The organism is Xanthomonas sp. LF02-5, from assembly GCF_034105325.1.
Lineage (GTDB): Bacteria > Pseudomonadota > Gammaproteobacteria > Xanthomonadales > Xanthomonadaceae > Xanthomonas_A > Xanthomonas_A sontii.
In genome coordinates this window covers 457,762-479,502 of record NZ_JAXGGF010000001.1, presented here as the reverse complement: position 1 = coordinate 479,502, position 21,741 = coordinate 457,762, and the positions used below count along the sequence as shown (strand labels likewise).

24 protein-coding genes and 5 tRNA genes are annotated in these 21,741 nt (G+C 69.2%); 12 read left to right on the top strand and 17 right to left on the bottom strand.

Going from position 1 to position 21,741, the window contains the following annotated elements:
* Position 1: 1 nt before the first annotated feature.
* The 15 genes from nusG to SLW52_RS02075 all read right to left on the bottom strand — a co-directional run bounded on the left by nusG (position 2) and on the right by SLW52_RS02075 (position 9,964).
* Entirely contained in the window at positions 2-559 is a 558-nt protein-coding gene (gene nusG / locus SLW52_RS02145) for a transcription termination/antitermination protein NusG (protein ID WP_010341344.1), read from the bottom strand.
* 13 nt (positions 560-572) lie between these two features.
* Positions 573-986, bottom strand: a complete 414-nt coding sequence (gene secE, locus SLW52_RS02140) for a preprotein translocase subunit SecE (RefSeq protein WP_017908390.1) — start codon at positions 984-986, stop codon at positions 573-575.
* A gap of 50 nt (positions 987-1,036) precedes the next feature.
* Positions 1,037-1,112: transfer RNA gene (locus SLW52_RS02135), tRNA-Trp, on the bottom strand.
* Positions 1,113-1,277: 165 nt separating this feature from the next.
* The gene (gene tuf / locus SLW52_RS02130) at positions 1,278-2,468 is read right to left on the bottom strand and encodes an elongation factor Tu (protein ID WP_043093035.1); all 1,191 of its coding nucleotides are present in this window, start codon (positions 2,466-2,468) and stop codon (positions 1,278-1,280) included.
* Between the two features lie 45 nt (positions 2,469-2,513).
* Positions 2,514-2,589, bottom strand: a tRNA-Thr gene (locus tag SLW52_RS02125).
* Positions 2,590-2,619: 30 nt separating this feature from the next.
* Positions 2,620-2,693 (bottom strand) — tRNA-Gly (locus tag SLW52_RS02120).
* Between the two features lie 32 nt (positions 2,694-2,725).
* A tRNA-Tyr gene (locus SLW52_RS02115) sits at positions 2,726-2,811 on the bottom strand.
* 159 nt (positions 2,812-2,970) lie between these two features.
* On the bottom strand, positions 2,971-4,062 hold the full coding sequence (gene ychF / locus SLW52_RS02110) for a redox-regulated ATPase YchF (protein ID WP_010341267.1): 1,092 nt from the start codon (positions 4,060-4,062) through the stop codon (positions 2,971-2,973).
* A 79-nt stretch (positions 4,063-4,141) separates the two neighbouring features.
* Positions 4,142-4,723: an aminoacyl-tRNA hydrolase gene (gene pth, locus SLW52_RS02105; protein WP_017907367.1), complete on the bottom strand. Its 582-nt coding sequence runs from the start codon at positions 4,721-4,723 to the stop codon at positions 4,142-4,144.
* Positions 4,724-4,777: 54 nt separating this feature from the next.
* Positions 4,778-5,425, bottom strand: a complete 648-nt coding sequence (locus tag SLW52_RS02100; RefSeq protein WP_017907366.1) for a 50S ribosomal protein L25/general stress protein Ctc — start codon at positions 5,423-5,425, stop codon at positions 4,778-4,780.
* Between the two features lie 168 nt (positions 5,426-5,593).
* Complete coding sequence (locus tag SLW52_RS02095; protein ID WP_017911658.1) at positions 5,594-6,553, bottom strand: ribose-phosphate diphosphokinase; 960 nt, start codon at positions 6,551-6,553, stop codon at positions 5,594-5,596.
* Positions 6,554-6,693: 140 nt separating this feature from the next.
* Positions 6,694-6,770, bottom strand: a tRNA-Gln gene (locus SLW52_RS02090).
* A 13-nt stretch (positions 6,771-6,783) separates the two neighbouring features.
* Complete coding sequence (gene ispE, locus SLW52_RS02085; protein WP_267093572.1) at positions 6,784-7,647, bottom strand: 4-(cytidine 5'-diphospho)-2-C-methyl-D-erythritol kinase; 864 nt, start codon at positions 7,645-7,647, stop codon at positions 6,784-6,786.
* A complete protein-coding gene (lolB, locus tag SLW52_RS02080; protein ID WP_320739522.1) occupies positions 7,644-8,297 on the bottom strand; it encodes a lipoprotein insertase outer membrane protein LolB in 654 nt (217 codons plus the stop codon). Before lolB ends, ispE begins: the two co-directional genes overlap by 4 nt.
* Positions 8,294-9,964, bottom strand: a complete 1,671-nt coding sequence (locus tag SLW52_RS02075; protein ID WP_320739523.1) for a tetratricopeptide repeat protein — start codon at positions 9,962-9,964, stop codon at positions 8,294-8,296. Before SLW52_RS02075 ends, lolB begins: the two co-directional genes overlap by 4 nt.
* A gap of 66 nt (positions 9,965-10,030) precedes the next feature.
* Here SLW52_RS02075 and hemA point away from each other — a divergent pair, with 66 nt between their 5' ends.
* The 8 genes from hemA to ppk2 all read left to right on the top strand — a co-directional run bounded on the left by hemA (position 10,031) and on the right by ppk2 (position 17,412).
* Positions 10,031-11,314, top strand: coding sequence for a glutamyl-tRNA reductase (hemA, locus tag SLW52_RS02070; RefSeq protein WP_017908875.1), 1,284 nt, complete (start codon positions 10,031-10,033; stop codon positions 11,312-11,314).
* A complete protein-coding gene (prfA, locus tag SLW52_RS02065) occupies positions 11,292-12,377 on the top strand; it encodes a peptide chain release factor 1 (RefSeq protein WP_010341257.1) in 1,086 nt (361 codons plus the stop codon). Before hemA ends, prfA begins: the two co-directional genes overlap by 23 nt.
* On the top strand, positions 12,374-12,826 hold the full coding sequence (locus tag SLW52_RS02060; RefSeq protein ID WP_267100044.1) for a GNAT family N-acetyltransferase: 453 nt from the start codon (positions 12,374-12,376) through the stop codon (positions 12,824-12,826). Before prfA ends, SLW52_RS02060 begins: the two co-directional genes overlap by 4 nt.
* Before the next feature lie 40 nt (positions 12,827-12,866).
* The gene (locus SLW52_RS02055) at positions 12,867-14,582 is read left to right on the top strand and encodes a tetratricopeptide repeat protein (RefSeq protein WP_320739525.1); all 1,716 of its coding nucleotides are present in this window, start codon (positions 12,867-12,869) and stop codon (positions 14,580-14,582) included.
* 218 nt (positions 14,583-14,800) lie between these two features.
* Positions 14,801-15,535 carry a hypothetical protein gene (locus tag SLW52_RS02050; RefSeq protein WP_320739527.1) on the top strand — a complete coding sequence of 245 codons (735 nt, stop codon included), beginning with the start codon at positions 14,801-14,803 and terminating at the stop codon, positions 15,533-15,535.
* 215 nt (positions 15,536-15,750) lie between these two features.
* Positions 15,751-16,269, top strand: a complete 519-nt coding sequence (gene moaB / locus SLW52_RS02045) for a molybdenum cofactor biosynthesis protein B (RefSeq protein WP_267095789.1) — start codon at positions 15,751-15,753, stop codon at positions 16,267-16,269.
* A 13-nt stretch (positions 16,270-16,282) separates the two neighbouring features.
* Positions 16,283-16,627, top strand: coding sequence for a helix-turn-helix domain-containing protein (locus tag SLW52_RS02040; protein WP_017911650.1), 345 nt, complete (start codon positions 16,283-16,285; stop codon positions 16,625-16,627).
* Positions 16,624-17,412, top strand: a complete 789-nt coding sequence (gene ppk2, locus SLW52_RS02035) for a polyphosphate kinase 2 (protein WP_152236315.1) — start codon at positions 16,624-16,626, stop codon at positions 17,410-17,412. The genes SLW52_RS02040 and ppk2 overlap by 4 nt, the downstream gene beginning before the upstream one ends.
* 331 nt (positions 17,413-17,743) lie before the next feature.
* Here the strand turns inward: ppk2 and SLW52_RS02030 are convergent, their stop codons facing one another.
* The gene (locus SLW52_RS02030; protein ID WP_225851586.1) at positions 17,744-18,364 is read right to left on the bottom strand and encodes a TlpA disulfide reductase family protein; all 621 of its coding nucleotides are present in this window, start codon (positions 18,362-18,364) and stop codon (positions 17,744-17,746) included.
* A gap of 23 nt (positions 18,365-18,387) precedes the next feature.
* Positions 18,388-19,662, bottom strand: a complete 1,275-nt coding sequence (locus SLW52_RS02025; RefSeq protein WP_043093046.1) for a YihY family inner membrane protein — start codon at positions 19,660-19,662, stop codon at positions 18,388-18,390.
* Between the two features lie 76 nt (positions 19,663-19,738).
* Here SLW52_RS02025 and wrbA point away from each other — a divergent pair, with 76 nt between their 5' ends.
* From wrbA to ybaK, 4 genes are all read left to right on the top strand, one after another.
* The gene (gene wrbA / locus SLW52_RS02020; RefSeq protein ID WP_267086207.1) at positions 19,739-20,335 is read left to right on the top strand and encodes an NAD(P)H:quinone oxidoreductase; all 597 of its coding nucleotides are present in this window, start codon (positions 19,739-19,741) and stop codon (positions 20,333-20,335) included.
* The gene (locus tag SLW52_RS02015) at positions 20,332-20,688 is read left to right on the top strand and encodes a DUF2069 domain-containing protein (protein ID WP_320739530.1); all 357 of its coding nucleotides are present in this window, start codon (positions 20,332-20,334) and stop codon (positions 20,686-20,688) included. Before wrbA ends, SLW52_RS02015 begins: the two co-directional genes overlap by 4 nt.
* A 79-nt stretch (positions 20,689-20,767) precedes the next feature.
* A complete protein-coding gene (locus SLW52_RS02010) occupies positions 20,768-21,253 on the top strand; it encodes an asparaginase domain-containing protein (protein ID WP_017909075.1) in 486 nt (161 codons plus the stop codon).
* 9 nt (positions 21,254-21,262) lie between these two features.
* Positions 21,263-21,736: a Cys-tRNA(Pro) deacylase gene (gene ybaK / locus SLW52_RS02005; protein WP_017909074.1), complete on the top strand. Its 474-nt coding sequence runs from the start codon at positions 21,263-21,265 to the stop codon at positions 21,734-21,736.
* Positions 21,737-21,741: the final 5 nt, after the last annotated feature.

The following is a 21,741-nucleotide window of genomic DNA, read 5'->3' as shown; positions in this document are numbered from 1 at the left end:
CTCAGGCCTTCTCGACCTGACCGAATTCCAGTTCCACCGGGGTGGAACGGCCGAAGATCAGCACCGCCACGCGCAGGCGGCTCTTCTCGTAGTTGACTTCCTCGACCACGCCATTGAAGTCGTTGAACGGGCCGTCGGTGACGCGGACCATCTGGCCCGGCTCGAACAGCACCTTCGGACGCGGCTTCTCCACGCCATCCTGAACGCGCTGCAGGATCGCATCGGCCTCTTCGTCGCGGATCGGCAGCGGACGATCGGCGGTACCGCCGATGAAGCCCATCACCTTCGGCGTTTCCTTGACCAGGTGCCAGCTTTCGTTGTCGATGCGCGGAATGCCGCCTTCGTCGTGGGTTTCGATCTGGACCAGCACGTAACCCGGGAAGAACTTGCGCTCGGAACGGCGCTTCTGGCCGGAGCGCATCTCGATCACTTCCTCGGTGGGGACCAGCACGTCACCGAAGCGCTCCTGCATCTCGTCACGCGCAATACGGTCGCGCAGCGCTTGGGCCACGGACTTCTCGAAGCCTGAATAGGCGTGAACGACATACCAACGCTTCACTGCTGCACTCTCCTCAACGGCTCACGAACCACTGCATCAGCTTCTGGATCAGGAAATCGAACCCGCCCAGCAACAGACTCAGAATGATCACCACCACGATCACCACCCAGGTGGTGCGGATGGCTTCCTGGCGGGTCGGCCACACCACCTTGCGCAGTTCGAAACGGGATTCGGACAGGAACTCGCGGCCCTCGCGGCCCTTGGCCGTCAACAGGAACACCGCGGCACCGGCGACCAGACCGGCCACAACCGCCAGTCCGCGCAGCGGACCGGACCAACTCCCCAGCTGTGCAGCACGGCTCGCATCGCCGAACCAGAACCAGACAAACAGGCCGGCGACCACCAGCAACGCAGCGATGACGTACTTGACGATATCGCCACCGACAGAGGCGGCGGGGCCTTTGGAATGCTCGATCTTGCTGTTCATCCGACTCTTGCTGCTATGCGACCGAGGTCACTGGATAGGGAGCGGCAGATTGGCACGCCAGGAGGGACTCGAACCCCCAACCTGCGGTTTTGGAGACCGCTGCTCTGCCAATTGAGCTACTGGCGTGTAGTAAGAACGACTGCACTTCCCTGAGACGGCGAAGGCGGACCGAAGGTTCCGGCCCGCCCTTCGCTGAACCCGACGGCCATAGCCGCCTGCACCTCGTCGGATTCCGGCGACCGAGACCGCCATCCTGCCGTCGAGCCCGGCGGCCTTCGCCGCCGGAGGGCATTACTTGATGATCTTGGCCACCACGCCGGCGCCGACGGTACGGCCGCCTTCGCGGATCGCGAAGCGCAGGCCCTCGTCCATCGCCACCGGGTTGATCAGCGTCACCACCATCTTGACGTTGTCGCCCGGCATCACCATCTCCACGCCTTCCGGCAGCTGCACCGCACCGGTGATGTCGGTGGTGCGGAAGTAGAACTGCGGACGGTAACCCTTGAAGAACGGGGTGTGACGGCCGCCCTCGTCCTTCGACAGCACGTACACCTCGGCTTCGAACTCGGTGTGCGGCTTGATCGAACCCGGCTTGCACAGCACCTGGCCGCGCTCCACATCGTCACGCTTGGTGCCGCGCAGCAGCAGGCCCGCGTTGTCGCCCGCCTGACCCTGGTCCAGCAGCTTGCGGAACATTTCCACGCCGGTCACGGTGGTCTTCTGCGTCGCACGGATGCCGACGATTTCGATTTCGTCGCCCACCTTGATGATGCCGCGCTCGATACGGCCGGTCACCACGGTGCCGCGGCCCGAGATCGAGAACACGTCTTCCACCGGCATCAGGAACGGCTTGTCCACGTCGCGCTGCGGCTCCGGGATGAACGAATCCAGCGCGTCCACCAGCTTCAGGATCGCCGGCACGCCGATCTCGCTCTGGTCGCCTTCCAGCGCCAGACGGGCCGAACCGTGGATGATCGGGGTGTCGTCGCCCGGGAAGTCGTACTTGCTCAGCAGCTCGCGCACTTCCATCTCGACCAGCTCGAGCAGCTCGGCGTCGTCGACCATGTCGGCCTTGTTCAGGAACACCACGATGTGCGGCACGCCGACCTGGCGCGACAGCAGGATGTGCTCGCGGGTCTGCGGCATCGGGCCGTCAGCGGCCGAGCACACCAGAATCGCGCCGTCCATCTGCGCCGCACCGGTGATCATGTTCTTGACGTAGTCCGCGTGACCCGGGCAATCCACGTGCGCGTAGTGGCGCGTCGGGGATTCGTATTCCACGTGGGCGGTCGAGATCGTGATGCCGCGCGCCTTCTCTTCCGGGGCCGCGTCGATCGCGTCGTACGCCTTGAACTCGCCGCCGAAGCGCTCTGCGCCGATCTTGGTCAGCGCCGCGGTCAGCGTGGTCTTGCCGTGGTCGACGTGACCGATGGTGCCGACGTTGACGTGCGGCTTGGTGCGCTCGAACTTACCCTTGGCCATGGCTGCTTCTTCTCGGTGATCGTAGAAAGATTTGACGACTGAATATGGTGCTCACGAAAGGAATCGAACCTTCGACCTCCTCCTTACCAAGGAGGTGCTCTACCGACTGAGCTACGTGAGCGTTGTTCTATTGTGACACAAGCGCGTTCAATGGAGCGGGAGACGGGAATCGAACCCGCACCATCAGCTTGGAAGGCTGAGGTTCTACCGTTGAACTACTCCCGCTACGGGATGCCGCACTGCCACAACAAAATAACTGGTGGAGGGAGGTGGATTCGAACCACCGAAGGCGTAAGCCAGCAGATTTACAGTCTGCCCCCGTTGGCCGCTTGGGTATCCCTCCAACTTACCCACTCGAACCCGGCTGCGAGGCCGAAATCAGAGAGGGGTGAAACAGCCCGCTATTCTTCCCTGACATCCCCGCCTTGTCAACAGTATTTTGACGCGATGTCGCAGGAAATCGTCGTGGCTCGCGCGCGCCCGGCCAGGACACGCGCACGCATCAGACGTTGAAGCGGAAATGCAGGATATCGCCTTCCTGCACGCGGTACTCCTTGCCCTCCAGACGCAGGCGCCCGGCTTCCTTGGCGCCGGCCTCGCCCTTGTACTTGATGAAGTCGTCGTAGGCGATGGTTTCGGCGCGGATGAAGCCCTTCTCGAAGTCGGTGTGGATCACCGCCGCGGCCTGCGGTGCGGTCGACCCGGCCTTGACCGTCCAGGCGCGCACTTCCTTCACCCCGGCGGTGAAGTAGGTCTGCAGCCCCAGCAGGGTGTAGCCGGCGCGGATCACCCGGTTCAGGCCCGGCTCGCTCAGACCCAGATCGGCCAGGAACGCATCGCGGTCGGCGTCGTCCAGCTGCGACAGCTCTTCCTCGATCGCCGCCGACACCGGGACCACCTCGGCGCCCTCGGCGGCGGCATGCGCGCGCACCGCATCCAGGTGCGGATTGTTCTCGAAGCCGTCTTCCAGCACGTTTGCGATGTACATCACCGGCTTGAGGGTGAGCAGGAACAGGTCGCGCACCAGCGCCTTCTCTTCCTCGTCCAGCCCGGCGTTGCGCCCGGCCTTGCCCTCGGCCAGCGCGGCCTGCAGCTTGGCCAGCACCGGCTTGCGCGCCGCCGCGTCCTTGTCGCCGCCCTTGGCCGAACGCTCGGCGCGGTTGAGCGCCTTCTCGACGCTATCCAGGTCGGCCAGGGCCAGTTCGGTGTCGATGGTCTCGATGTCGGAGACCGGGTCGACCTTGTTGTTCACGTGGATGATGTCGCCATGCTCGAAGCAGCGCACCACGTGGGTGATCGCATCGACCTCGCGGATGTGCGCCAGGAACTTGTTGCCCAGGCCCTCACCGCTGGCCGCACCGGCGACCAGGCCGGCGATGTCGACGAACTCGACCGCGGTCGGCACGACCTTCTGCGGATTGATGATCGCCGCCAGCGCATTCAGGCGCGGATCCGGCACCGGCACCACGCCCACGTTCGGCTCGATGGTGCAGAACGGAAAATTGGCCGCGGCGATGCCCGCCTTGGTCAGCGCATTGAACAGGGTCGACTTGCCGACGTTGGGCAGGCCGACGATGCCGCATTTGATGCCCATGTGTGTAATCCGGGAATGGAGAATCGGGAATAGGGAATCGGAAAGCATAGCCGCCTTTCCATTCCCCATTCCCCATTCCCTATTTCCCCTGCGTATGCAACCGCTTCATCGCCTCGTTGAAATCGCCCTGCACGGCCAGCGGCAGCACGTCGATGGCGTCGTCGATGGCGCGATCAATGAGCACCTGGTCGTCCTTGCCGGCGCGCCCCAGCACCCAGGGCACCACCTTGTCCTTGTGGCCGGGATGGCCGATGCCGATGCGCAGGCGATGGAAGCCGGCATGCCCGAGCAGGCGGATGGTATCGCGCAGTCCGTTCTGGCCGCCGTGGCCGCCGTCGAACTTGAGCCGCGCCGTGCCCGGCGCCAGGTCCAGCTCGTCATGCGCCAGCAGCGCCTGCGCCGGTTCGATCTTCCAGAAGCGCAAGGCGGCCGTGACCGACTTGCCGCTGAGGTTCATGAAGGTGGCCGGCTTCAGCAGCCACACCGACTGCCCCGCGACCTCGACCTTGGCGGTCTCGCCGAACAGCTTGGCGTCCACACTCCAGCGCGCGCCGGCCCGCTCGGCCAACGCGTCGACAAAACGAAACCCGGCGTTGTGCCGGGTGTTCGCGTGTTCGGCGCCGGGGTTGCCCAGGCCGACGATCAGACGCAGACCAGTCATGCGCAATGCATCGCCGCGGCGTCCGGACCGATGGCCCGGACGCCGCGCAGGCGATTACTTGCCGTCCTTCTTGGCCGGCTCGGCGGCAGCCGCCGCGTCGGTGGCTTCCGGCTCTTCCTCGACACGGCCGTGCTTGGCGATGACCACCGCCACGTCGTGCTCCTTGCCCAGCTTCAGTTCCGGCAGCTCGACGCCAGCCGGCAGCTTCAGGTCGGACAGGTGGATCACGTCGCCGACCGACAGCGCGGCCAGGTCGACTTCAACGAACTCCGGCAGGTCCTTCGGCAGGCACACGACCTGGATTTCGTTCAGCTCGTGGGTGACGACCACTTCGGCCGACTTGCCGGCCGGGGACACGTCCTCGTTGATGAAGTGCAGCGGCACCGAGGCATGCAGGGCCTCGTTGTCGTTCACGCGCTGGAAGTCGATGTGCATGATCAGCTGCTTGAACGGGTGACGCTGCATATCGCGCAGCAGCACCTTCTGCACGTCGCCGTTCAGGCTCAGGCTGAGGATGGACGAATAGAACCAGTCGTTCTGGCTAGCCAGCCAGACTTCGTTGTGGTCGAGCTGGATGTTGACCGGCTTCAGATCGCCACCGTAGACGATCGCCGGGATCAGGCCGTCGCGACGGAGGCGGCGGCTCGCACCCTTGCCCTCGACTTCGCGGCGCTGAACCTTGATTTCATGCGTGGTTGCCATTTGCGTTTACTACCTTGGTTGAATGAACCGCCTCGCGGCGGTTTTGATGACTCTTCCGCGACCAGAAGAGTCTGTGAAGCCGGGAGTGGGGAACCGGGAATGGGGAATCGCAACAGCGCAATGCCGCGCTTCGCCCATTCCCTATTCCCGATTCCCCATTCCCAGCCTTTAATCCACGTACAACGAGCTCACCGACTCGCCGAAGGCGATGCGGCGGATGGTTTCGGCCAGCAGCTCGGCGACGCTGAGCTGGCGGATCTTGCCGCAGGCGCGAGCGGCCTCCGACAGCGGAATCGTGTCGGTGACCACCAGTTCGTCCAGTTGCGAATTGCTGATGTTGCTCACCGCCGGGCCGGACAGCACCGGATGCGTGCAGTACGCGGCGACCTTCAGGGCGCCACGCTCCTTCAACGCGGCCGCGGCGGCGCACAGGGTGCCGGCGGTGTCGACGATGTCGTCGACCAGCACGCAGGTCTTGCCCTCGACGTCGCCGATGATGTTCATCACCGTGGACACGTTGGCGCGCGGGCGGCGCTTGTCGATGATCGCCAGGTCCGCATCGTCCAGGCGTTTGGCCACCGCGCGGGCACGGACCACGCCGCCCACGTCCGGCGACACCACGATCAGGTTGTCGGTGCCGTAGGCGCGCCAGATGTCAGCCAGCAGCAGCGGCGAGGCGTAGACGTTGTCGACCGGGATGTCGAAGAAGCCCTGGATCTGGTCAGCGTGCAGGTCCACGGTCAGCACGCGGTCGGCGTTGACCGCGCTGAACATCTTCGCCGCGACCTTGGCGGTGATCGGCACGCGCGAGGAGCGCATGCGCCGGTCCTGCCGCGAGTAGCCGAAGTACGGCACCACCGCGGTGACGCTGGCGGCGCTGGCGCGCTTGAGCGCGTCGATGATCACCAGCAGCTCCATCAGGTTCTCTGCGCTGGGCGCGCAGGTCGGCTGGATCACGAACACTTCCTGCCGGCGCACGTTCTCCTCGATCTCCACCTGCACTTCGCCGTCGGAGAAGCTGGAGACCATCGCCTTGCCGGGGCGCACGCCCAACTCACGGCAGATGCTTTTGGCCAGGGGCTTGTTGGCGTTGCCGGAGAACACCAGCAGGTTGCGTTGGTCTTGCATGAGGGGTCTCTCGGGTGGCTGCAAAGAGCGTGTGGCGGCGAAAAGAGGGTGAATCGGAACGCGAGGAGAAGCGATGCCTTTCCCGTTGAATCCCCGCACATGAATGTGCGGGCTCTTGCAGAGGGATCTGCATACCTAAATGGCAGGGGCGGTAGGATTCGAACCTACGAATGCCAGGATCAAAACCTGGTGCCTTGGGCCTCTTGGCGACGCCCCTGCGTAAACCTGTATCAAGCCTCCAGCGCGTCGAGCAGCGGCGAACGCGGGACGCCACCTGCCACCCAGGCGCGCATCCCGTCCGGCAAGTCCGCCAGCGCGCGCACGGCGGCAGCGCGATCGGCGAACTCGACGAAACAACCGCTCCCCGACCCGGTCAGGCGTGGCGTGCCGATCCGAGCCAGCGCCTGGAACGTGGCCTGGACGGCCGGTTCGCGGCGAAGCAGGACCGGCTCGAACGCATTGCCGAGCAGGAAACCTGAAACGAAGTCCGCTATTTTCGCGGGCGCAGCATCCCGCGTCAAATCCGGGGACTGGAACAGGGCCGCGGTGGGCACGTGCACCCCCGGATCGGCCAGCACATACCACGCCGGCGGCAGGGTGATCGGGGTCAGTTGCTCGCCCACTCCCTCGGCCCAGGCGTCGCGCCCGCGCACGAACACCGGCACGTCCGCGCCCAGCGACAGGCCGAGGCCGGCCAAGGCGTCTTCGTCCAGCCCGGCGCCCCACAGGGCGTTCAGCGCCACCAGCGCGGTCGCCGCATCGGACGAACCGCCACCGAAGCCACCGCCGGCCGGGATACGCTTTTCGACGCGGATATCCACACCTTGGGCGATATTTGCCGATTTTTGCAGCAGGCGCGCGGCACGCACCAGTAGATCGTCGGCCTCGGCGACGCCGGCCACGGACGGACCGATCCGCGCCACCACCCCGTCCGCACGCGGCCGCAGATGCACCGTATCGCCCCAGTCCAGCAGGCGGAACACGGTCTGCAACTGGTGGTAGCCGTCCGGCCGGCGGCCGGTGATCTGCAGGAACAGGTTCAGCTTCGCCGGGGCCGGCCAGGACGACCAGCCCCCGTCGGTGCCCCCGCTCATGGCGCAGGCACGGTCCAGGCGTCGACCAGCAGGCGCACCTTGGCGTCGCCGTTGCGCGCCTCGATGCGCCGCGGCAGCGCCGGACGACCGTCGCTGGGCGGATACCAGTCCTGGAATTCGATCTCCCAACCCATCTGCCGCAGCGTATGCGGCCGGCCCTGCGCGTCGTAGTCGACCCGCTCCGGCGCCTGCGCGTCGGCGGCCACCAACCCGCGCACCCAATCGGGCAGCAGGTTGACCGGGATCTCCCAGCCGGTCGCCTCCAGCAGCAGCTGCTCGGCGTTCTCGCCGTCGCGCGGACCGCCCTCCAGCCCCTCCAGGCGCCCGGCCTCGGAGTGGCTGTCGCCGGTCAGGCGCCAGCTCTGCCGGGTCACCGGCGCGCTGAGTTGCACCTCGTACTGGCGCTGCCGCTGGGTCCAGTCGATGCGGCCGCTGCCGCCGTTGCGCCCCTTGGTGATCGCCACCCGCCCCTGGAACGACCAGTCCGGATGCACCCGCAGCCACTGCGCACGCGCGGCCTCGGCCTGCTGCGCAGCGGCGTCGGGGGCGGCGACGGCGACCGGCGACGGGGTGCGGGTCGGCAGCGCACTGCAACCGGCCAGCAGCAGCCCGGCGGCCAGCGCCCAGGCGGTGCGCAGGCCCGCGGTCACGGCGCCACCTTGTCCAGGGCGCGGCGCAGCGCGCGATTGTCCGGATCGAGCTTGCGCGCCTCGTCGAAGTACTTGTCGGCCTCCTCGTGCTTGCCCTGCTCCCACAACACCTGGCCGATATGCGCGGCGATCTCCGGATCCTTCACCAGGCTCCAGGCGCGGCGCAGTTGCACCAGCGCCTCCTGGGTCTTGCCGAGCCGGTACAGCACCCAGCCGTAGCTGTCGATGATCGCGGCATTGTCGGGATCGGCGGTGCGGGCGCGGTCGATCAGCTGCAGCGCTTCGCGATAGCGCTTGGTGCGGTCGGCCAGGGTGTAGCCGAGCGCGTTCAGCGCCGCCACGTTCTCCGGGTCGGTGACCAGGATCTTGCGCAGGTCGGCCTCGGCGCGGTCGATGCGGTCGCGACGCTCCCAGGACAGTCCGCGCGCGTACAGCAGCGCGTTGTCGTCCGGATACGCAGCCAGGCCGCGCTCGAACACCTGCAGCTCGCCGGCGTCGTCGCCGCTGCGCTGGCGCAGTTCCGCCTCCAGCACGTAGGCGTCGCGACGCGCGGCATCGTCGGCCTCGGCATCGTCCTGCAGCGCGCGCGCCTCGGCGAAGGCCGCGTCCTTCTGGCCGAGCGCGTACAGCGCGCCGGCGGCGCGCAGCCGCGCCTCGCTGCGCAGCGGGCCGCCCGGCACGCCGCGGTACCAGTCCACCGCCTCCTGGTTGCGCTTGAGGAACTCGGCGATCTTGCCGAGCAGCAGGCGCCGCTCCGGATCGGGCCGGTCGGCACCCTTGCGCAACTCGTCGTACAGCGCGGTCAGGGCCGCATTGTCCTGCAGCTTGGCCAGCATCGAGGCGCGCAGGCCGTAGTTCTGGGTGGTCTGCGGCCCCAGCGCCAGCACCCGCGCCGCGGCAGCGGTGTCGCCGATGGCGTCGTAGGCATAGGCCAGCGCCGTGCGCAGTTCCGGGTCGCCGGACACCTTGGGCTCCACGCCCTGCAGCAACGCGCGCGCCTGTTCGGTCTTGCCCGCCTGCTGCAACTGGGTGGCATGCAACAGCGCCACCCGCGGCTCCTGCGGGAAACGCTTGACCAACTGGTCGACGATGCGCTCGGCCAGCTTGGGCTGGTCCAGGCGCAGCGCCAGGCGCCCGAACTCCTGCCAGGCCTCGAGCTGGTCGGGGATGGCATTGGCGTCGAGCAACTGGTCCAGGGCCTTGGCCGCGACCTCCGGATCGCGGTTGCCGCTGACCAGGGCGATCAGCGCGAAACGCCAGCCGCGCGGGTCCTTGTCGCGCAGCAAGGCCACCAGCAGGCTGCGCGCCTGGCGCAGGTTGCCGTTGCGCAGGGCCAGCGAGGCCTCGGCGCTGCGCATGGCCAGCGACTCGGGCGCGCGCTGCCGCCACAGCGCCAGCGCCTGGGCGGCGGCCGCGGTGTCGTTGGCCAGCATCGCGATGCGGGTGGCGCGCTCGGCCAGGCCGGCATCGCCGGGGCTGTCGTTGGCGGCCTGCAGGTACCAGCGCGAGGCGTCGGCCAGTTGCCCGGCCTGCAACGCGAACTCGCCGGCCAGCACCGGGGTCATCACGTCCTGGGCGGGACTCGGTGCCTTGGCCGCGGCCGGTGCGGCCACGGCGGCGATTGCGGACAGCAGCAGAAAGGTACGGATGCGAATCAGTGCGGGCATCGGAAGCGGCCGGGCCGTAAAATGGGGCCCTGAATGGCCAGCAGCTTATCGCAAGCAACTGAACAGATGACGTTGTGGGTGCTCGGATTGAACCACCAGACCGCGCCGGTCGACCTGCGCGAACGGGTGGCATTCGCCGGCGACGCATTGCCGCGCGCACTGCAATCGCTGCGTGGGCTGCCCGACGTCGCCGAGGCGGCACTGCTGTCCACCTGCAACCGCACCGAGCTGTACGCCATCGCCGGCGATGCGCAGCACCTGGCCGACTGGCTGGATTCGCATGCCGCCGGCCTACACGGCTATCTGTACCAGCACCAGGACGCGGACGCGGTGCGGCACCTGTTCCGGGTCGCCACCGGGCTGGACTCGATGGTGCTGGGCGAGCCGCAGATCCTCGGCCAGGTGAAGGACGCCTGGTCGCTGGCACGCGAGCATGGGGCGATGGGCAGCCGCCTGGACCGGCTGTTCCAGCAGACCTTCTCGGTGGCCAAGCGCGCGCGCACCGACACCCGGGTCGGCGCCAATCCGGTCTCGGTCGCCTCCACCGCGGTGCGCCTGGCGCAGAGCTCGTTCGCCCGGCTCAGCGAATCGACCGTGCTGCTGGTCGGCGCCGGCGAGACCATCGAGCTGGCCGCCAAGCATCTCAGCGAGGGCCGCGTGCGGCGCCTGCTGATCGCCAACCGCACCCTCGCCCACGCACAGGAATTGGCCAGCCGCCACGGTGGCGTGGCGCTGCCGCTGAGCGAACTGGAGCGGCACCTGCACGAGGCCGACGTGGTGTTCTCGGCCACCGCCGCGCGCGAGCCGGTGGTGACGCGGGCCCAGGTCGAGCAGGCGCTGCGCGCGCGCAAGCACAAGCCGATGCTGCTGTTCGACCTGGCGGTGCCGCGCGACATCGAGGCCGGCGTGGCCGACCTCGCCGACGCCTACCTGTACACCGTCGACGACCTGGAGCGCGCGGTCGAGGACAACCGCCGCGGCCGCCGCGAGGCCGCCGAGGCGGCCGAGGCGATCATCGACCTGCAGGTCGTGCGCTACATGGAGGCGCTGCAGGCCAGCACCCGCCAGGCGCCGCTCAAGCGCCTGCGCGCGCACGGCGACAGCACCCGCGACGACGTGCTGGCCAAGGCGCGGCAGCAACTGGCGCACGGCAAGCCTGCCGACGAGGTGCTGGAATTTCTCGCCAACACCCTGACCAACCGCCTGCTGCATCCGCCCACCGCGGCGCTGCGCGAGGCGGCGCTGCGCGGCGACGCCGAGCTGGCGCGCGCCGCCGAGCGCCTGTTCCCGGAGAAGCCGGGCTATTTCCACCCCATTCTGAAGACCGATGACACCGACCCTGCGCCGTAAGCTGGAGGCGCTGGCCGAGCGTCGCGAAGAACTCGAACGCCTGCTGTCCGACCCCGAGGTGGTGAGCGACAACACGCGCTTCCGCGACTACTCGCGCGAATTCGCGCAACTGGAGCCGGTCGCCGCCGCGCTGGCCGCCGAGGCCGCGGCCAAGGCCGACCTGGCCTCGGCCGAGGCGATGCGGGCCGATCCGGAACTGCGCGAACTGGCCGAGGAGGAAATCGCCGCCGCGCAGGCGCGCCTGGCCGAACTCGACGCGGAACTGGCGCTGCTGCTGGTGCCGCGCGACCCGCGCGACGACGGCAACCTGTTCCTGGAAGTGCGTGCCGGCACCGGCGGCGACGAGGCGGCGATCTTCGCCGGCGACCTGTTCCGCATGTATGCGCGCTACGCCGAGCGCCAGGGCTGGAAGGTGGAAGTGGAATCGGACAGCCCCGGCGAGCACGGCGGCTACAAGGAAGTCGTGGCGCGCATCGTCGGCCGCGGCGCCTACTCCAAGCTGAAATTCGAATCCGGCACGCACCGCGTGCAGCGCGTGCCGGCGACCGAATCGCAGGGCCGCATCCACACCTCCGCGGCAACCGTAGCGATCATCCCCGAGGCCGACGACGTGGAGGAGATCGCGATCAACCCGGCCGACCTGAAGATCGACACCTTCCGCTCCTCCGGCGCCGGCGGCCAGCACGTCAACAAGACCGAGTCGGCGATCCGCATCACCCACGTGCCCAGCGGCGTGGTGGTGGAGTGCCAGACCGAGCGCAGCCAGCACGCCAACCGCGACAAGGCGCTGAAGCGGCTCAAGGCGCAGCTGCTGGAGGCCGAGCGCAGCAAGCAGGCCGCGGCCGAGGCGCAGGACCGCAAGCTGCAGGTCGGCAGCGGCGACCGCAGCCAGCGCATCCGCACCTACAACTTCCCGCAGGGCCGCATCACCGACCACCGCGTCGAGGGCCTGACCCTGTACGACCTGCCGAACGTGATCGAGGGCGACCTCGATGCACTGATCGGACGCCTGAGCCACGAGCACCAGGTCGACGAACTGGCGCGCCTGAGCGACAGCCCATGAGCGTGCGCGTGCGCCAGGCCGATGCGCACGACCTGCCGGCGCTGGCAGCGCTGTTCGATGCCTACCGGCAGTTCTATGGGCAGGCGCCGGACCCGGCGACCGCGCACGCGTTCCTGGCTGCGCGCCTGGCCAAGGCCGAGTCGGTCGTGCTGCTGGCCGAACGCGATGCGCAGGCCGCCGGCTTCGTGCAGTTGTATCCGTCCTTCTCTTCGGTGCGGGCAGCGCGGCTGTGGATCCTCAACGACCTGTACGTCGCCCCGGCGCACCGCCGCCACGGCGTGGCGCAGGCGCTGCTGCATGCCGCCGAACGCCATGCCGCGAACGATGGCGCGGCACGCATCGTGCTGGAGACGGCGCAGGACAATCTGTCCGCGCAGGCCCTTTACCGCGCCTGCGGCTGGCAGCAGGACCTGAGCGCGCAGCACTACGCCAAGGCGCTGGTGCCGTGAGCGTGCACCGCCCGCGGTCGATCGCGGCCGCCACGGCCGCATGAACGGCGGCGGCGTCGACGAACGCCTGCAACTGCAGGCCGCGGTGCGGCGCGATCCGCAGGACTTCCTGGCCTGGGTGATGCTCGCCGACGCCGAACTCGGCGCCGGCGCAGTGGCGGCCGGCGAACAGGCCGCCGTGCGCGCGCTGCAGTTGCGCCCGGGGCATCCGGAGGCGCTGGCGCGACTGGGACGGGTGCGCTGGACCCAGGGTCGTCATGCCGACGCAGCGCAGGCATTGCGCGAGGCACTGCGGCAGGCGCCCCAGCACCCCGGCATCGCGGTATGGCTCGGCCACGCCCTGGAAGACAATGGCGAGGCGGAAGCCGCGGCGCAAGCCTATGCCCACGCGCATGCACTGTTGCCGCAGGAACCGTCGATCGCCGCCTACCTGCTGAACTGGCGGCGCAAGCTGTGCGACTGGCGCGGACTGGACGCGCTATCGCAGCAGGTGCGCGGCGCGGTACGGCAAGGCCACCCGGCAATCGAACCGTTCGCCTTCCTCAACGAGGACGCGGGCGCGGACGAACAACTGCGCTGCGCGCGCAACCGCGCCCAGGCGCTGGCGCGCTCTCTCGCGCCGCTGCCCGCTGCGCAGGTGCGCGGCGATGGCGCGCTGCGCATCGGCTTCCTGTCCAACGGCTTCGGCGCGCATCCCACCGGCCTGCTGACCGTTGCCCTGTTCGAGCGCTTGCGCGCGCATGCCGACCTGCAGGTGCACCTGTTCGCGCTCAACGGCGACGACCGCAGCGCGCTGCGTGCGCGGCTGCAGGCGGCTGCACATGCCTGGCACGACGTGGCCGGACAGCCGCATCGGCAGATCGCCCAGCGCATCCGCGATACCGGCATCGACCTGCTGTTCGATCTGCGCGGCTGGGGCGGCGGCGGCACGCCGGAAGTGCTGGCGCTGCGTCCGGCGCCGGTGCAGGTGAACTGGCTGGCCTACCCCGGCACCTCCGGCGCACCCTGGATCGACTACGTGGTCGGCGACGCCTACGCGTTGCCGCCGACGCTGGCCGCGCACTACAGCGAGCGGGTGCTGCGGCTGCCGCGCGCGTTCCAGCCGTCCGACGACACCCGCCATGTCGGCACCCCGCCCGCGCGCCGCGACTGCGGCCTGCCCGAGCACGGCACCGTGTTCTGCTGCTTCAACAACAGCTACAAGCTCGGCCCGCGCAGCATGGCGCGGATGCTGGAGGTGCTGCGCCAGGTGCCGGACAGCGTGCTGTGGCTGCTGTCCGGCCCGGGCCAGGCCGATGACCGACTGCGTGCGGCCGCCGCGGCGGCCGGCGTGGACCCGACGCGCCTGCGTTTCATGCCCAAGCTGGCGCATCCGGACTATCTGGCACGCTACCGGCAGGCCGACCTGTTCCTGGACACGCATCCGTACAACGCCCACACCACCGCCTCCGATGCCTTGTGGGCCGGCTGCCCGGTGCTGACCTGCCCCGGCAGCACCTTTGCCGCACGCGTGGCCGGCAGCCTCAATCATCATCTCGGCCTGGACGACATGAATGCCGCCGACGACGCAGCGTTCGTCGCCACCGCGGTGCGCCTGGGGCGCGATCCCGCGGCGCGGCAGGCGCTGCGCGAGCGGCTGCAGGCGCGGCGCGCGGACAGCGGCCTGTTCGACATGCGCGGCTTCGCCGACGACTTCGCCGCGCTGCTGCGCGACACGGCTTCGCGGCATGGATGGGAAGGCGCAGGCTCGACCTGATCGATCGCTCACGGATGCGCCACAAGGCCGCGGCGGCACATCCAGCAACGGACGGCGTAGCGACGTATCGCCAGTCAACGTCGCCATCGACATCACCGCCGGTACATCCGCATCGCCGTCTCCCATCGCCGAGCGCGCTTGCGTCACAGCGCACGGTTGGTGTGGACGAGCGTCGCTGCAGGTCGCAGCGACCCAGCCAACGGCAGCCCGTGAGGCGCATGGGCGCAGTCGCCAGCGTGCAAGTCGAGCTACCGAAGCGCTTGACCTCAAGTGAACTTGAGGTCCGACACTGCGCGCACGCTCCTCGTGCAGATCCCGCAATGTCGCTGCCGCTCCCGATGCCGACGCCCGATTCTTCCGCCCCCGTTCGCAGCATGCTGCTCGCCGAAGCCCCCATTCCGGATCGCGCCGCGCTGTTCGACTGCATGCGCGGCCTGTGCGATCACCGGCTGCATGCCCTGACCTGGATGGAATCGCTGGGCGATGCCCCCGACCTGCTGTACGCACGCTGCTGCTGCGACGCGGCGCCAGCACTGCATGGACTGCTGCGTGCACGCCTGCCGGCGCTGCGGCGGACGCTGCGGCGCTACCGGCGCATCCGCAGCGGCGTATCCGATCCGCACCGGGCAGCGTCCTGCGTGGTGATGACCCGCGTCCCGACCCGCAATGCAGCGCAGGCGCAAAGCCGCGCCGATGCCGCCTTCGCCGCCCTGCAGGATGGCGCACATGCGCTGCGCGGCCTGATCGCCGCGCACCTGTACCTGTCGGACGACGGCCGCACCCTGCTCGAATGCACCGAGTGGCACAGTGCGGAGGCACAGCGACGTGCCCTGCAGCGCGAACCCGAGCGCTTGCCGCTGGCCGCCGATCGTGCCGCCAGCGTCCATCGTTTCCGGCCACGCACCCTGGTCCTGCCATGCGACGGCACGACCCCGGTCCACCTCCACGCCTGAATCGGCGGGCGCGCGCCAGCAACGTGCGCGGATGCGGCTCCCCGCCCGGGCGGCGATCCCAGCGCGCGATCACCACGCCCAGGCGCACACTTCGGCGGCCCGAAGCGCCCCCATTGCCGTCGTCCACCACAACGCGCCAACCCCGCCGTAGCCGCGGCTGAAGCGCCAACGCGCCCAGGCTGTACGCCGGCCGGGCGAGCCGCTAGGCTGCCGGCATGACCGCCAACGCCGACTTCATCGCATTGAACCTGTGCGTGCTGACCGTCTCGGACACGCGCACCCTCGACCAGGACAGCTCCGGCGACTATCTGGTCGCCGCTCTCGGCGGCGTCGGCCATCGCCTGCACGCACGGGAACTGCTGCCGGACGACCGCTACCGGATGCGCGCCACGGTCTCGGCCTGGATCGCCGATCCGGAGGTGGACGGCATCCTGGTCACCGGCGGCACCGGCTTCACCGGCCGCGATTCCACGCCCGAGGCGCTGCTGCCGCTGCTGGACAAGGAGATGCCAGGCTTCGGCGAGCTGTTCCGCGCGATCAGCGTCGAGGAGATCGGCACCTCCTCGCTGCAGTCGCGCGCCTTCGCCGGCCTGGCCAACGCCACCTTCCTGTTCTGCCTGCCCGGCTCCACCTCGGCCTGCCGCACGGCCTGGGAGCGGATCATCGCCGCGCAACTGGATGCCCGCACCCGCCCCTGCAATCTGGCCACGCTGCGCCCGCGGCTGAAGGAATGACCTGGACTCCCGCATGCCCCTGGACACCACGTTGCGTCTGCTGGCCAAGGCCAGCGGCATGAGCGCCGCGGACATCGCCGCGGCCATCCCGCGCGCCGGCGCGGCCACGGTCAAGGCCTGGATGGCGGGCGAAAAGCTGCCCGGGCGCGCCCAGTTAACCGCGCTGGCGCGCACCTTCGGCGTCCCCGCCGGCGCCCTGCTCGGCGAACTGGCCAGCCAACTGGACCCGGCACGCACCCGCGGCGAACACGATCTGCTGCAGGCCTACCGCGCCCTCGACACCCGCCAGCAGGGCGCGCTGCTGGAAGTGGCGCGCAGCATGGCCGGCACCGGCACCCGCAAGCGGAGCAGCAAATGAGCCACCTCAAGCGCAAACAGTACAAGTCCCTGATGCAGCCGCTGCAACTGGAACTGACCGCGATGGCGCAGGCGGTGCAGCACAGCGGCGAGCGCGTGCTGGTGCTGTTCGAAGGCCGCGACACCGCCGGCAAGGGCGGCGCGATCCAGGCCATCGCCGAACACCTGAACCCGCGCCAGTGCCGCGTGGTCGCCCTGCCCAAGCCGACCGACCGCGAAGCCACGCAGTGGTATTTCCAGCGCCACATCGCGCACCTGCCGGCGGCCGGCGAGATCGTGCTGATGGACCGCAGCTGGTACAACCGCGCCGGCGTGGAGCGGGTCATGGGCTACTGCAGCGATGCCGAATACCACGCCTTCCTGCGCCAGACCCCGCTGTTCGAGCAGTTGCTGGTGGACGATGGCATCCGCCTGTTCAAGTACTGGCTGTGCGTGGACCAGGCGCAGCAGGAAAAACGCTTCGCCGAGCGCCTGCACGATCCATTGAAGGGCTGGAAGCTGTCGCCGGTGGACCTGAAGTCGCGCAGCCAGTACGCCGACTACACCCGCGCGCGCGAGGCGATGCTGGAAGCCACCCACCGCGACTATGCGCCATGGACCCTGGTCGACTTCAACGACCAGAAGCGCGGCCGCCTGACCCTGATCCGGCACCTGCTCGACCAACTGCCGGAAACCCGCCTGCACGAACCGGACCTGGATCTTCCGCCGCTGAAGCAGAAGCTGCACAAGGAAAAGTTCGGATTGCTGCAGCCGATTCCGTCGTATGAGGCGGGGAGTGGGGATTAGGGATTGGGGATTGGTTGAAGCCTGCGGCGCGCAGTCGTCGCTTTGCGACCGCGCGTCGCCGAGCGCGCCACTCACAGCCATTCCGGGAACAGCGCGCCGCGGTTGAAGCCGCCTCTACGGTCGTTTCGGCTCTCGCACCACTAAAGAGGCGGCTGTCCCCGCAGGAGCGGCTTCAGCCGAGGCTGAGCGAAGCCATCCCGTCCTCTGGTCGCGCAAGGCGTCGGGACTGAAGTCCCTCCCACAAGGAAGACTTTTCGCTTCCGACGCGCGCATCCCCAATCCCGAATCCCCAATCCCGGCGGCGGCCGCGGTCACCCAGGCCACCGCCCCCTCACCCCGCCGCCTTTCCCTTCCCCTTGCCCTGCCCGGGCGCCGGGCCACCGGCCGCGGCGATCGCGGTTTCGATGTCGTGGGCGGTGACCGGCCCCAGGAATTGCTTGGCGAGCTTGCCGTCGGGCGCGATCAGGTAGGTCATCGGCAGGCCGCGCGGGGTGGCGAAGTCGGCCGGCGGCGCATAGGTGTCGACGATGACGATCGGATAGGCGACCGGGTGCTGCTTCAGGAACGCCTGCATCTCCGCCGGCTCGATGTCCTCGTAGGCCAGGCCCACCACCTCGATGTTGTCGCGCATCACGTGCAAGGCCGACAGTTCCGGCATCTCCTTCAGGCACGGCGCGCACCAGGTGGCCCAGAAGTTCACCACCACCCACTGCCCGCGGTGCGCGGCCAGGTCGTACTCGCGGCCGTCCACCGCCTTCATCTTCAGGGTCGGCTCGGGGCGGGTCTCCTGCACCACGGACGGCCCGGCCGCCGGCGCGGCCGGCGCCTCCGGCGCTGCCGGGGCGGGTGGCGCCTTGGGCGCGGTGGACGACGCGGTGGTCGCGGCGCCGTCGGCCGGCTTGGGCGTGGGCTGGCGGTCGCACCCGGCCAGCAGGGCGGCAGCGGCGAACAGCGGGAACAGCAGGCGCATGGCGGTCATGCAAGGTCTCCAATCTCGGTGTAGAGGTCGCCGACGCGACGCTTGAGCACGTCGCGCAACGGCAGGCGCAGTTCGTCCAGCGCGCGGCACGCCGCCTGGCCCAGGGCGTCGTCGCGGCACGGCAGATAGGTCTCGACGACAGGGATGCGCAGTTGGCAATTCTCGTACAGCTCGGCCACCGGCACGTCGCTCAGGTCGCGAGCCAGCATCCAGTCGCCCTGCTCGGTACGACTGAGCAGGCGGATGCGCTCCAGTTCGCACAGCAGTTCCTGCACCAGCGAATCGGTCAGCATCGGCTCCAGTTCCAGGAGTTGGTCCTCCTGCAGCCCCCTGCCCTGCCTGCGCGCCTGCGCGAAGCGCCCGAGCAGGCGCAGCAGGCCGTAGATCTCATAGCCGGCGGGCAGGCGCATCGAGGCCGGCTGGTAGCGGAAGGCGGCGATCGAAGAGGACACCGAGGCACCGAGCAGGATCGCGATCCAGCTCAGGTAGATCCACAGCAGGAAGATCGGCACGAACGCGACCGTGCCATAGATGCGCTGGTACGACTGAAAGCTGCCCAGGTACAGGCTCAGGCCCCATTTCACCAGTTCCAGCAACAGCACCGCCAGCAGTGCACCCGGCACCGCATGGCGCAGCTTGACCGTGTGATGCGGCACCACCCGGTACACCAGGGTGATGCAGACGAATTCGATCAGCACCGGCGCCACGCTCAGCACCACCTGCGCCAGCAGCCGGCCCTCGCTGGTCTTGAACAGCGGCAGCGCGAAGAACCGCGCCGACACCGCCAGCGAGGCCGCGGCCAGCAGCGCGCCGAGGGTCAGCACGGTCCAGTACACCAGGAAGCGGGTCAGCTGCGGCCGCGCCGACACCACCCGCCAGATCTGGTTGAAGGTCTGCTCGACGCTGTTGAGGGTGATCAGCAGCGAGACCACCAGCGCGATCACGCCGGCGGTGGTCAGTTGCCCGGCGCTGGCCGAGAACTGCCGCAGGTAGGACTCCACCGAACGCGCCGCGGCCGGCACGAAGTTGGAAAAGATGTAGTCGCTGAGCTGGTCGCTCCACTTGTCGAACACCGGGAACGCCGACAGCACCCCGAACACCACCACCGCCAGCGGCACCAGCGCGAAGATGGTGGTGTAGGCCAGCGAGGCCGCAGCCTGGAACAGGCGGTCGTCGAGGAAGCGCCGCCACAGGAAGCCGGCGAAGCTGCGCATGCGCGCGCGGTCGCGCAGGCGATCGGCCCAGAGATTGACGGTGTCCAGCGGCTGCATCGGGCAAGGGTACCCGATGCGCATGGACGCCGGCATCGTCGATACTGGCGGCCGTTCCGATCCACGAGAGGGCCGCATGGCCGAGATTCTGGTCCTGTACTACAGCCGCGGCGGCTCGGTGGCGCGCCTGGCGCGGCAGATCGCGCGCGGCGTCGGCGAGGTGCCGGGCATGGCCGCGCGCCTGCGCACCGTGCCGCCGGTGGCGGCGGTCACCCAGACCAGCGCACCGCCGGTGCCCGACAGCGGCGCGCCGTACGTGGACGCCAGCGACCTGCGCGAGTGCGTGGGCCTGGCGCTGGGCAGCCCGACCCGCTTCGGCAACATGGCCGCGCCGGTCAAGCACTTCATCGACGGGCTCGGCGCCGACTGGGCCAGCGGCACGCTGGCCGGCAAGCCGGCGGCGGTGTTCACCTCGACCGCGTCGCTGCACGGCGGCCAGGAAGCTACCCTGCTGTCGATGCACCTGCCGCTGCTGCATCACGGCTGCCTGATCGTCGGCATTCCCTACACCGAACCGCTGCTCAGCAGCACCCGCAGCGGCGGCACGCCGTACGGCGCCAGCCACGTCGCCGGCGCCGACGACGATCCGCAACCCAGCGAGGAAGAAGCGCAGCTGGCGCGCGCGCTCGGCCGGCGCCTGGCCGACATCGCGCAGCGACTGGCAGCGCCATGAGCGGCGGGCGCCTGCGGGTGGCGCTGGGGGCGACGCTGCTGGCGTTGGCGGCACTGTTCGCGACCTGGTTCCACGACGATCGCCACCGTCTCGCCGCCCTGCTGGTGTTCGCGCTGCCGCCGCTGTTGCTGGCCGTGGGCGTGCTGCGCGGCTCGGCAGTGGCACGATTCTGGAGCGGCGTCGGCGCGCTGCTGTGGTTCAGCCACGGGGTGATGACCGCCTGGAGCCACCCGCCAGAGCGTGGCTACGGCTGGGCGGAACTGCTGCTGGCGCTGCTGGTGGTGGGCCTGTCCAGCGCGCCGGGCATCCGCGCACGCTTCGCCCGCCGCCGCAGCGCGGCCGGGCGCGACTGAGCGGCCGTACCGCCGCGCCCGGTATCATGGACGGCCTGCGCGGCCACGGCCGCGCCCCGACATGCTTCTAGGAACGGCAATGGAAGAACTCCTGATCGTCACCACCGGCGGCACGATCGACAAGATCTACTTCGACGACAAGTCCGACTACCAGATCGGCGACCCGCAGATCGGCCAGATCCTCAAGGAACTGGGCGTGACCTTCCGCTTCACGGTGATCCCGATCATCCGCAAGGATTCGCTGCACATCACAGACGAAGACCGCGAGCTGATCCGCGCCACCATCGCCGCGCAGTCCGCGCGCCACGTGCTGATCACCCACGGCACCGACTCGATGGTGCAGACCGGCAAAGTGCTGCAGGCGATCGAGGGCAAGACCATCGTGATGACCGGTGCGCTGAACCCGGCGCGCTTTCGCGGCTCCGACGCCGAGTTCAACATCGGCTGCGCGGTCGGCGCGGTGCAGTCGCTGCCGGCCGGCGTCTACATCGCCATGAACGGGCGCATCTGGGACCCGCAGAAGGTGCGCAAGAACGTGGCGGCGAACCGTTTCGAAGCGGCCTGAGCGGCGACGATGTCCAAGGCCACGCGCGCAACCAAGGCGCTGGATGCGGCCGGCGTCGTCTACCGGCTGCATCCCTACGACTACGAAGCCGAAGCCGGCGCCAAGGGCCTGCAGGCGGCACAGGCGCTGGGCCTGCCGCCGGAGCGGGTGCTGAAGAGTCTGATGGCCTGGGTCGACACGCGCGCGGTCTGCGTGGTGGTCCCGTCCGACCGCCGCGTGCAGTTGAAGAAACTGGCCGCCGCCGCGGGCGGCAAGGCGGCGCGGATGATGGAGGCCGCCGAGGCCGAGCGCCGCACCGGCTACAAGGTCGGCGGCATCAGTCCGCTGGGCCAGCAGCGGCCGGCGCCGGTGCTGATCGAGCAAACCGCACTGGGCGCAGGCAGCGTCTGGTTCAACGCCGGGCAGCGCGGCCTGCTACTGGAAATGGAGGCCGCGCAGGTGCTCGACGCACTGCAGGCACGTGCCTGCGATCTGTGCGAGTGAGGCGC

Coding starts and splice junctions, on each gene's coding strand:
- secE (WP_017908390.1), bottom strand. CDS start 986: ATGAACAGCAAGATCGAGCATTCCAAAGGCCCCGCCGCCTCTGTCGGT.
- tuf (WP_043093035.1), bottom strand. CDS start 2,468: ATGGCCAAGGGTAAGTTCGAGCGCACCAAGCCGCACGTCAACGTCGGC.
- ychF (WP_010341267.1), bottom strand. CDS start 4,062: ATGGGCATCAAATGCGGCATCGTCGGCCTGCCCAACGTCGGCAAGTCG.
- pth (WP_017907367.1), bottom strand. CDS start 4,723: ATGACTGGTCTGCGTCTGATCGTCGGCCTGGGCAACCCCGGCGCCGAA.
- SLW52_RS02100 (WP_017907366.1), bottom strand. CDS start 5,425: ATGGCAACCACGCATGAAATCAAGGTTCAGCGCCGCGAAGTCGAGGGC.
- SLW52_RS02095 (WP_017911658.1), bottom strand. CDS start 6,553: ATGCAAGACCAACGCAACCTGCTGGTGTTCTCCGGCAACGCCAACAAG.
- ispE (WP_267093572.1), bottom strand. CDS start 7,647: ATGAGCGGGGGCACCGACGGGGGCTGGTCGTCCTGGCCGGCCCCGGCG.
- SLW52_RS02075 (WP_320739523.1), bottom strand. CDS start 9,964: ATGCCCGCACTGATTCGCATCCGTACCTTTCTGCTGCTGTCCGCAATC.
- hemA (WP_017908875.1), top strand. CDS start 10,031: ATGACGTTGTGGGTGCTCGGATTGAACCACCAGACCGCGCCGGTCGAC.
- prfA (WP_010341257.1), top strand. CDS start 11,292: ATGACACCGACCCTGCGCCGTAAGCTGGAGGCGCTGGCCGAGCGTCGC.
- SLW52_RS02060 (WP_267100044.1), top strand. CDS start 12,374: ATGAGCGTGCGCGTGCGCCAGGCCGATGCGCACGACCTGCCGGCGCTG.
- SLW52_RS02055 (WP_320739525.1), top strand. CDS start 12,867: ATGAACGGCGGCGGCGTCGACGAACGCCTGCAACTGCAGGCCGCGGTG.
- SLW52_RS02050 (WP_320739527.1), top strand. CDS start 14,801: ATGGGCGCAGTCGCCAGCGTGCAAGTCGAGCTACCGAAGCGCTTGACC.
- moaB (WP_267095789.1), top strand. CDS start 15,751: ATGACCGCCAACGCCGACTTCATCGCATTGAACCTGTGCGTGCTGACC.
- SLW52_RS02040 (WP_017911650.1), top strand. CDS start 16,283: ATGCCCCTGGACACCACGTTGCGTCTGCTGGCCAAGGCCAGCGGCATG.
- ppk2 (WP_152236315.1), top strand. CDS start 16,624: ATGAGCCACCTCAAGCGCAAACAGTACAAGTCCCTGATGCAGCCGCTG.
- SLW52_RS02025 (WP_043093046.1), bottom strand. CDS start 19,662: ATGCAGCCGCTGGACACCGTCAATCTCTGGGCCGATCGCCTGCGCGAC.
- wrbA (WP_267086207.1), top strand. CDS start 19,739: ATGGCCGAGATTCTGGTCCTGTACTACAGCCGCGGCGGCTCGGTGGCG.
- SLW52_RS02015 (WP_320739530.1), top strand. CDS start 20,332: ATGAGCGGCGGGCGCCTGCGGGTGGCGCTGGGGGCGACGCTGCTGGCG.
- SLW52_RS02010 (WP_017909075.1), top strand. CDS start 20,768: ATGGAAGAACTCCTGATCGTCACCACCGGCGGCACGATCGACAAGATC.
- ybaK (WP_017909074.1), top strand. CDS start 21,263: ATGTCCAAGGCCACGCGCGCAACCAAGGCGCTGGATGCGGCCGGCGTC.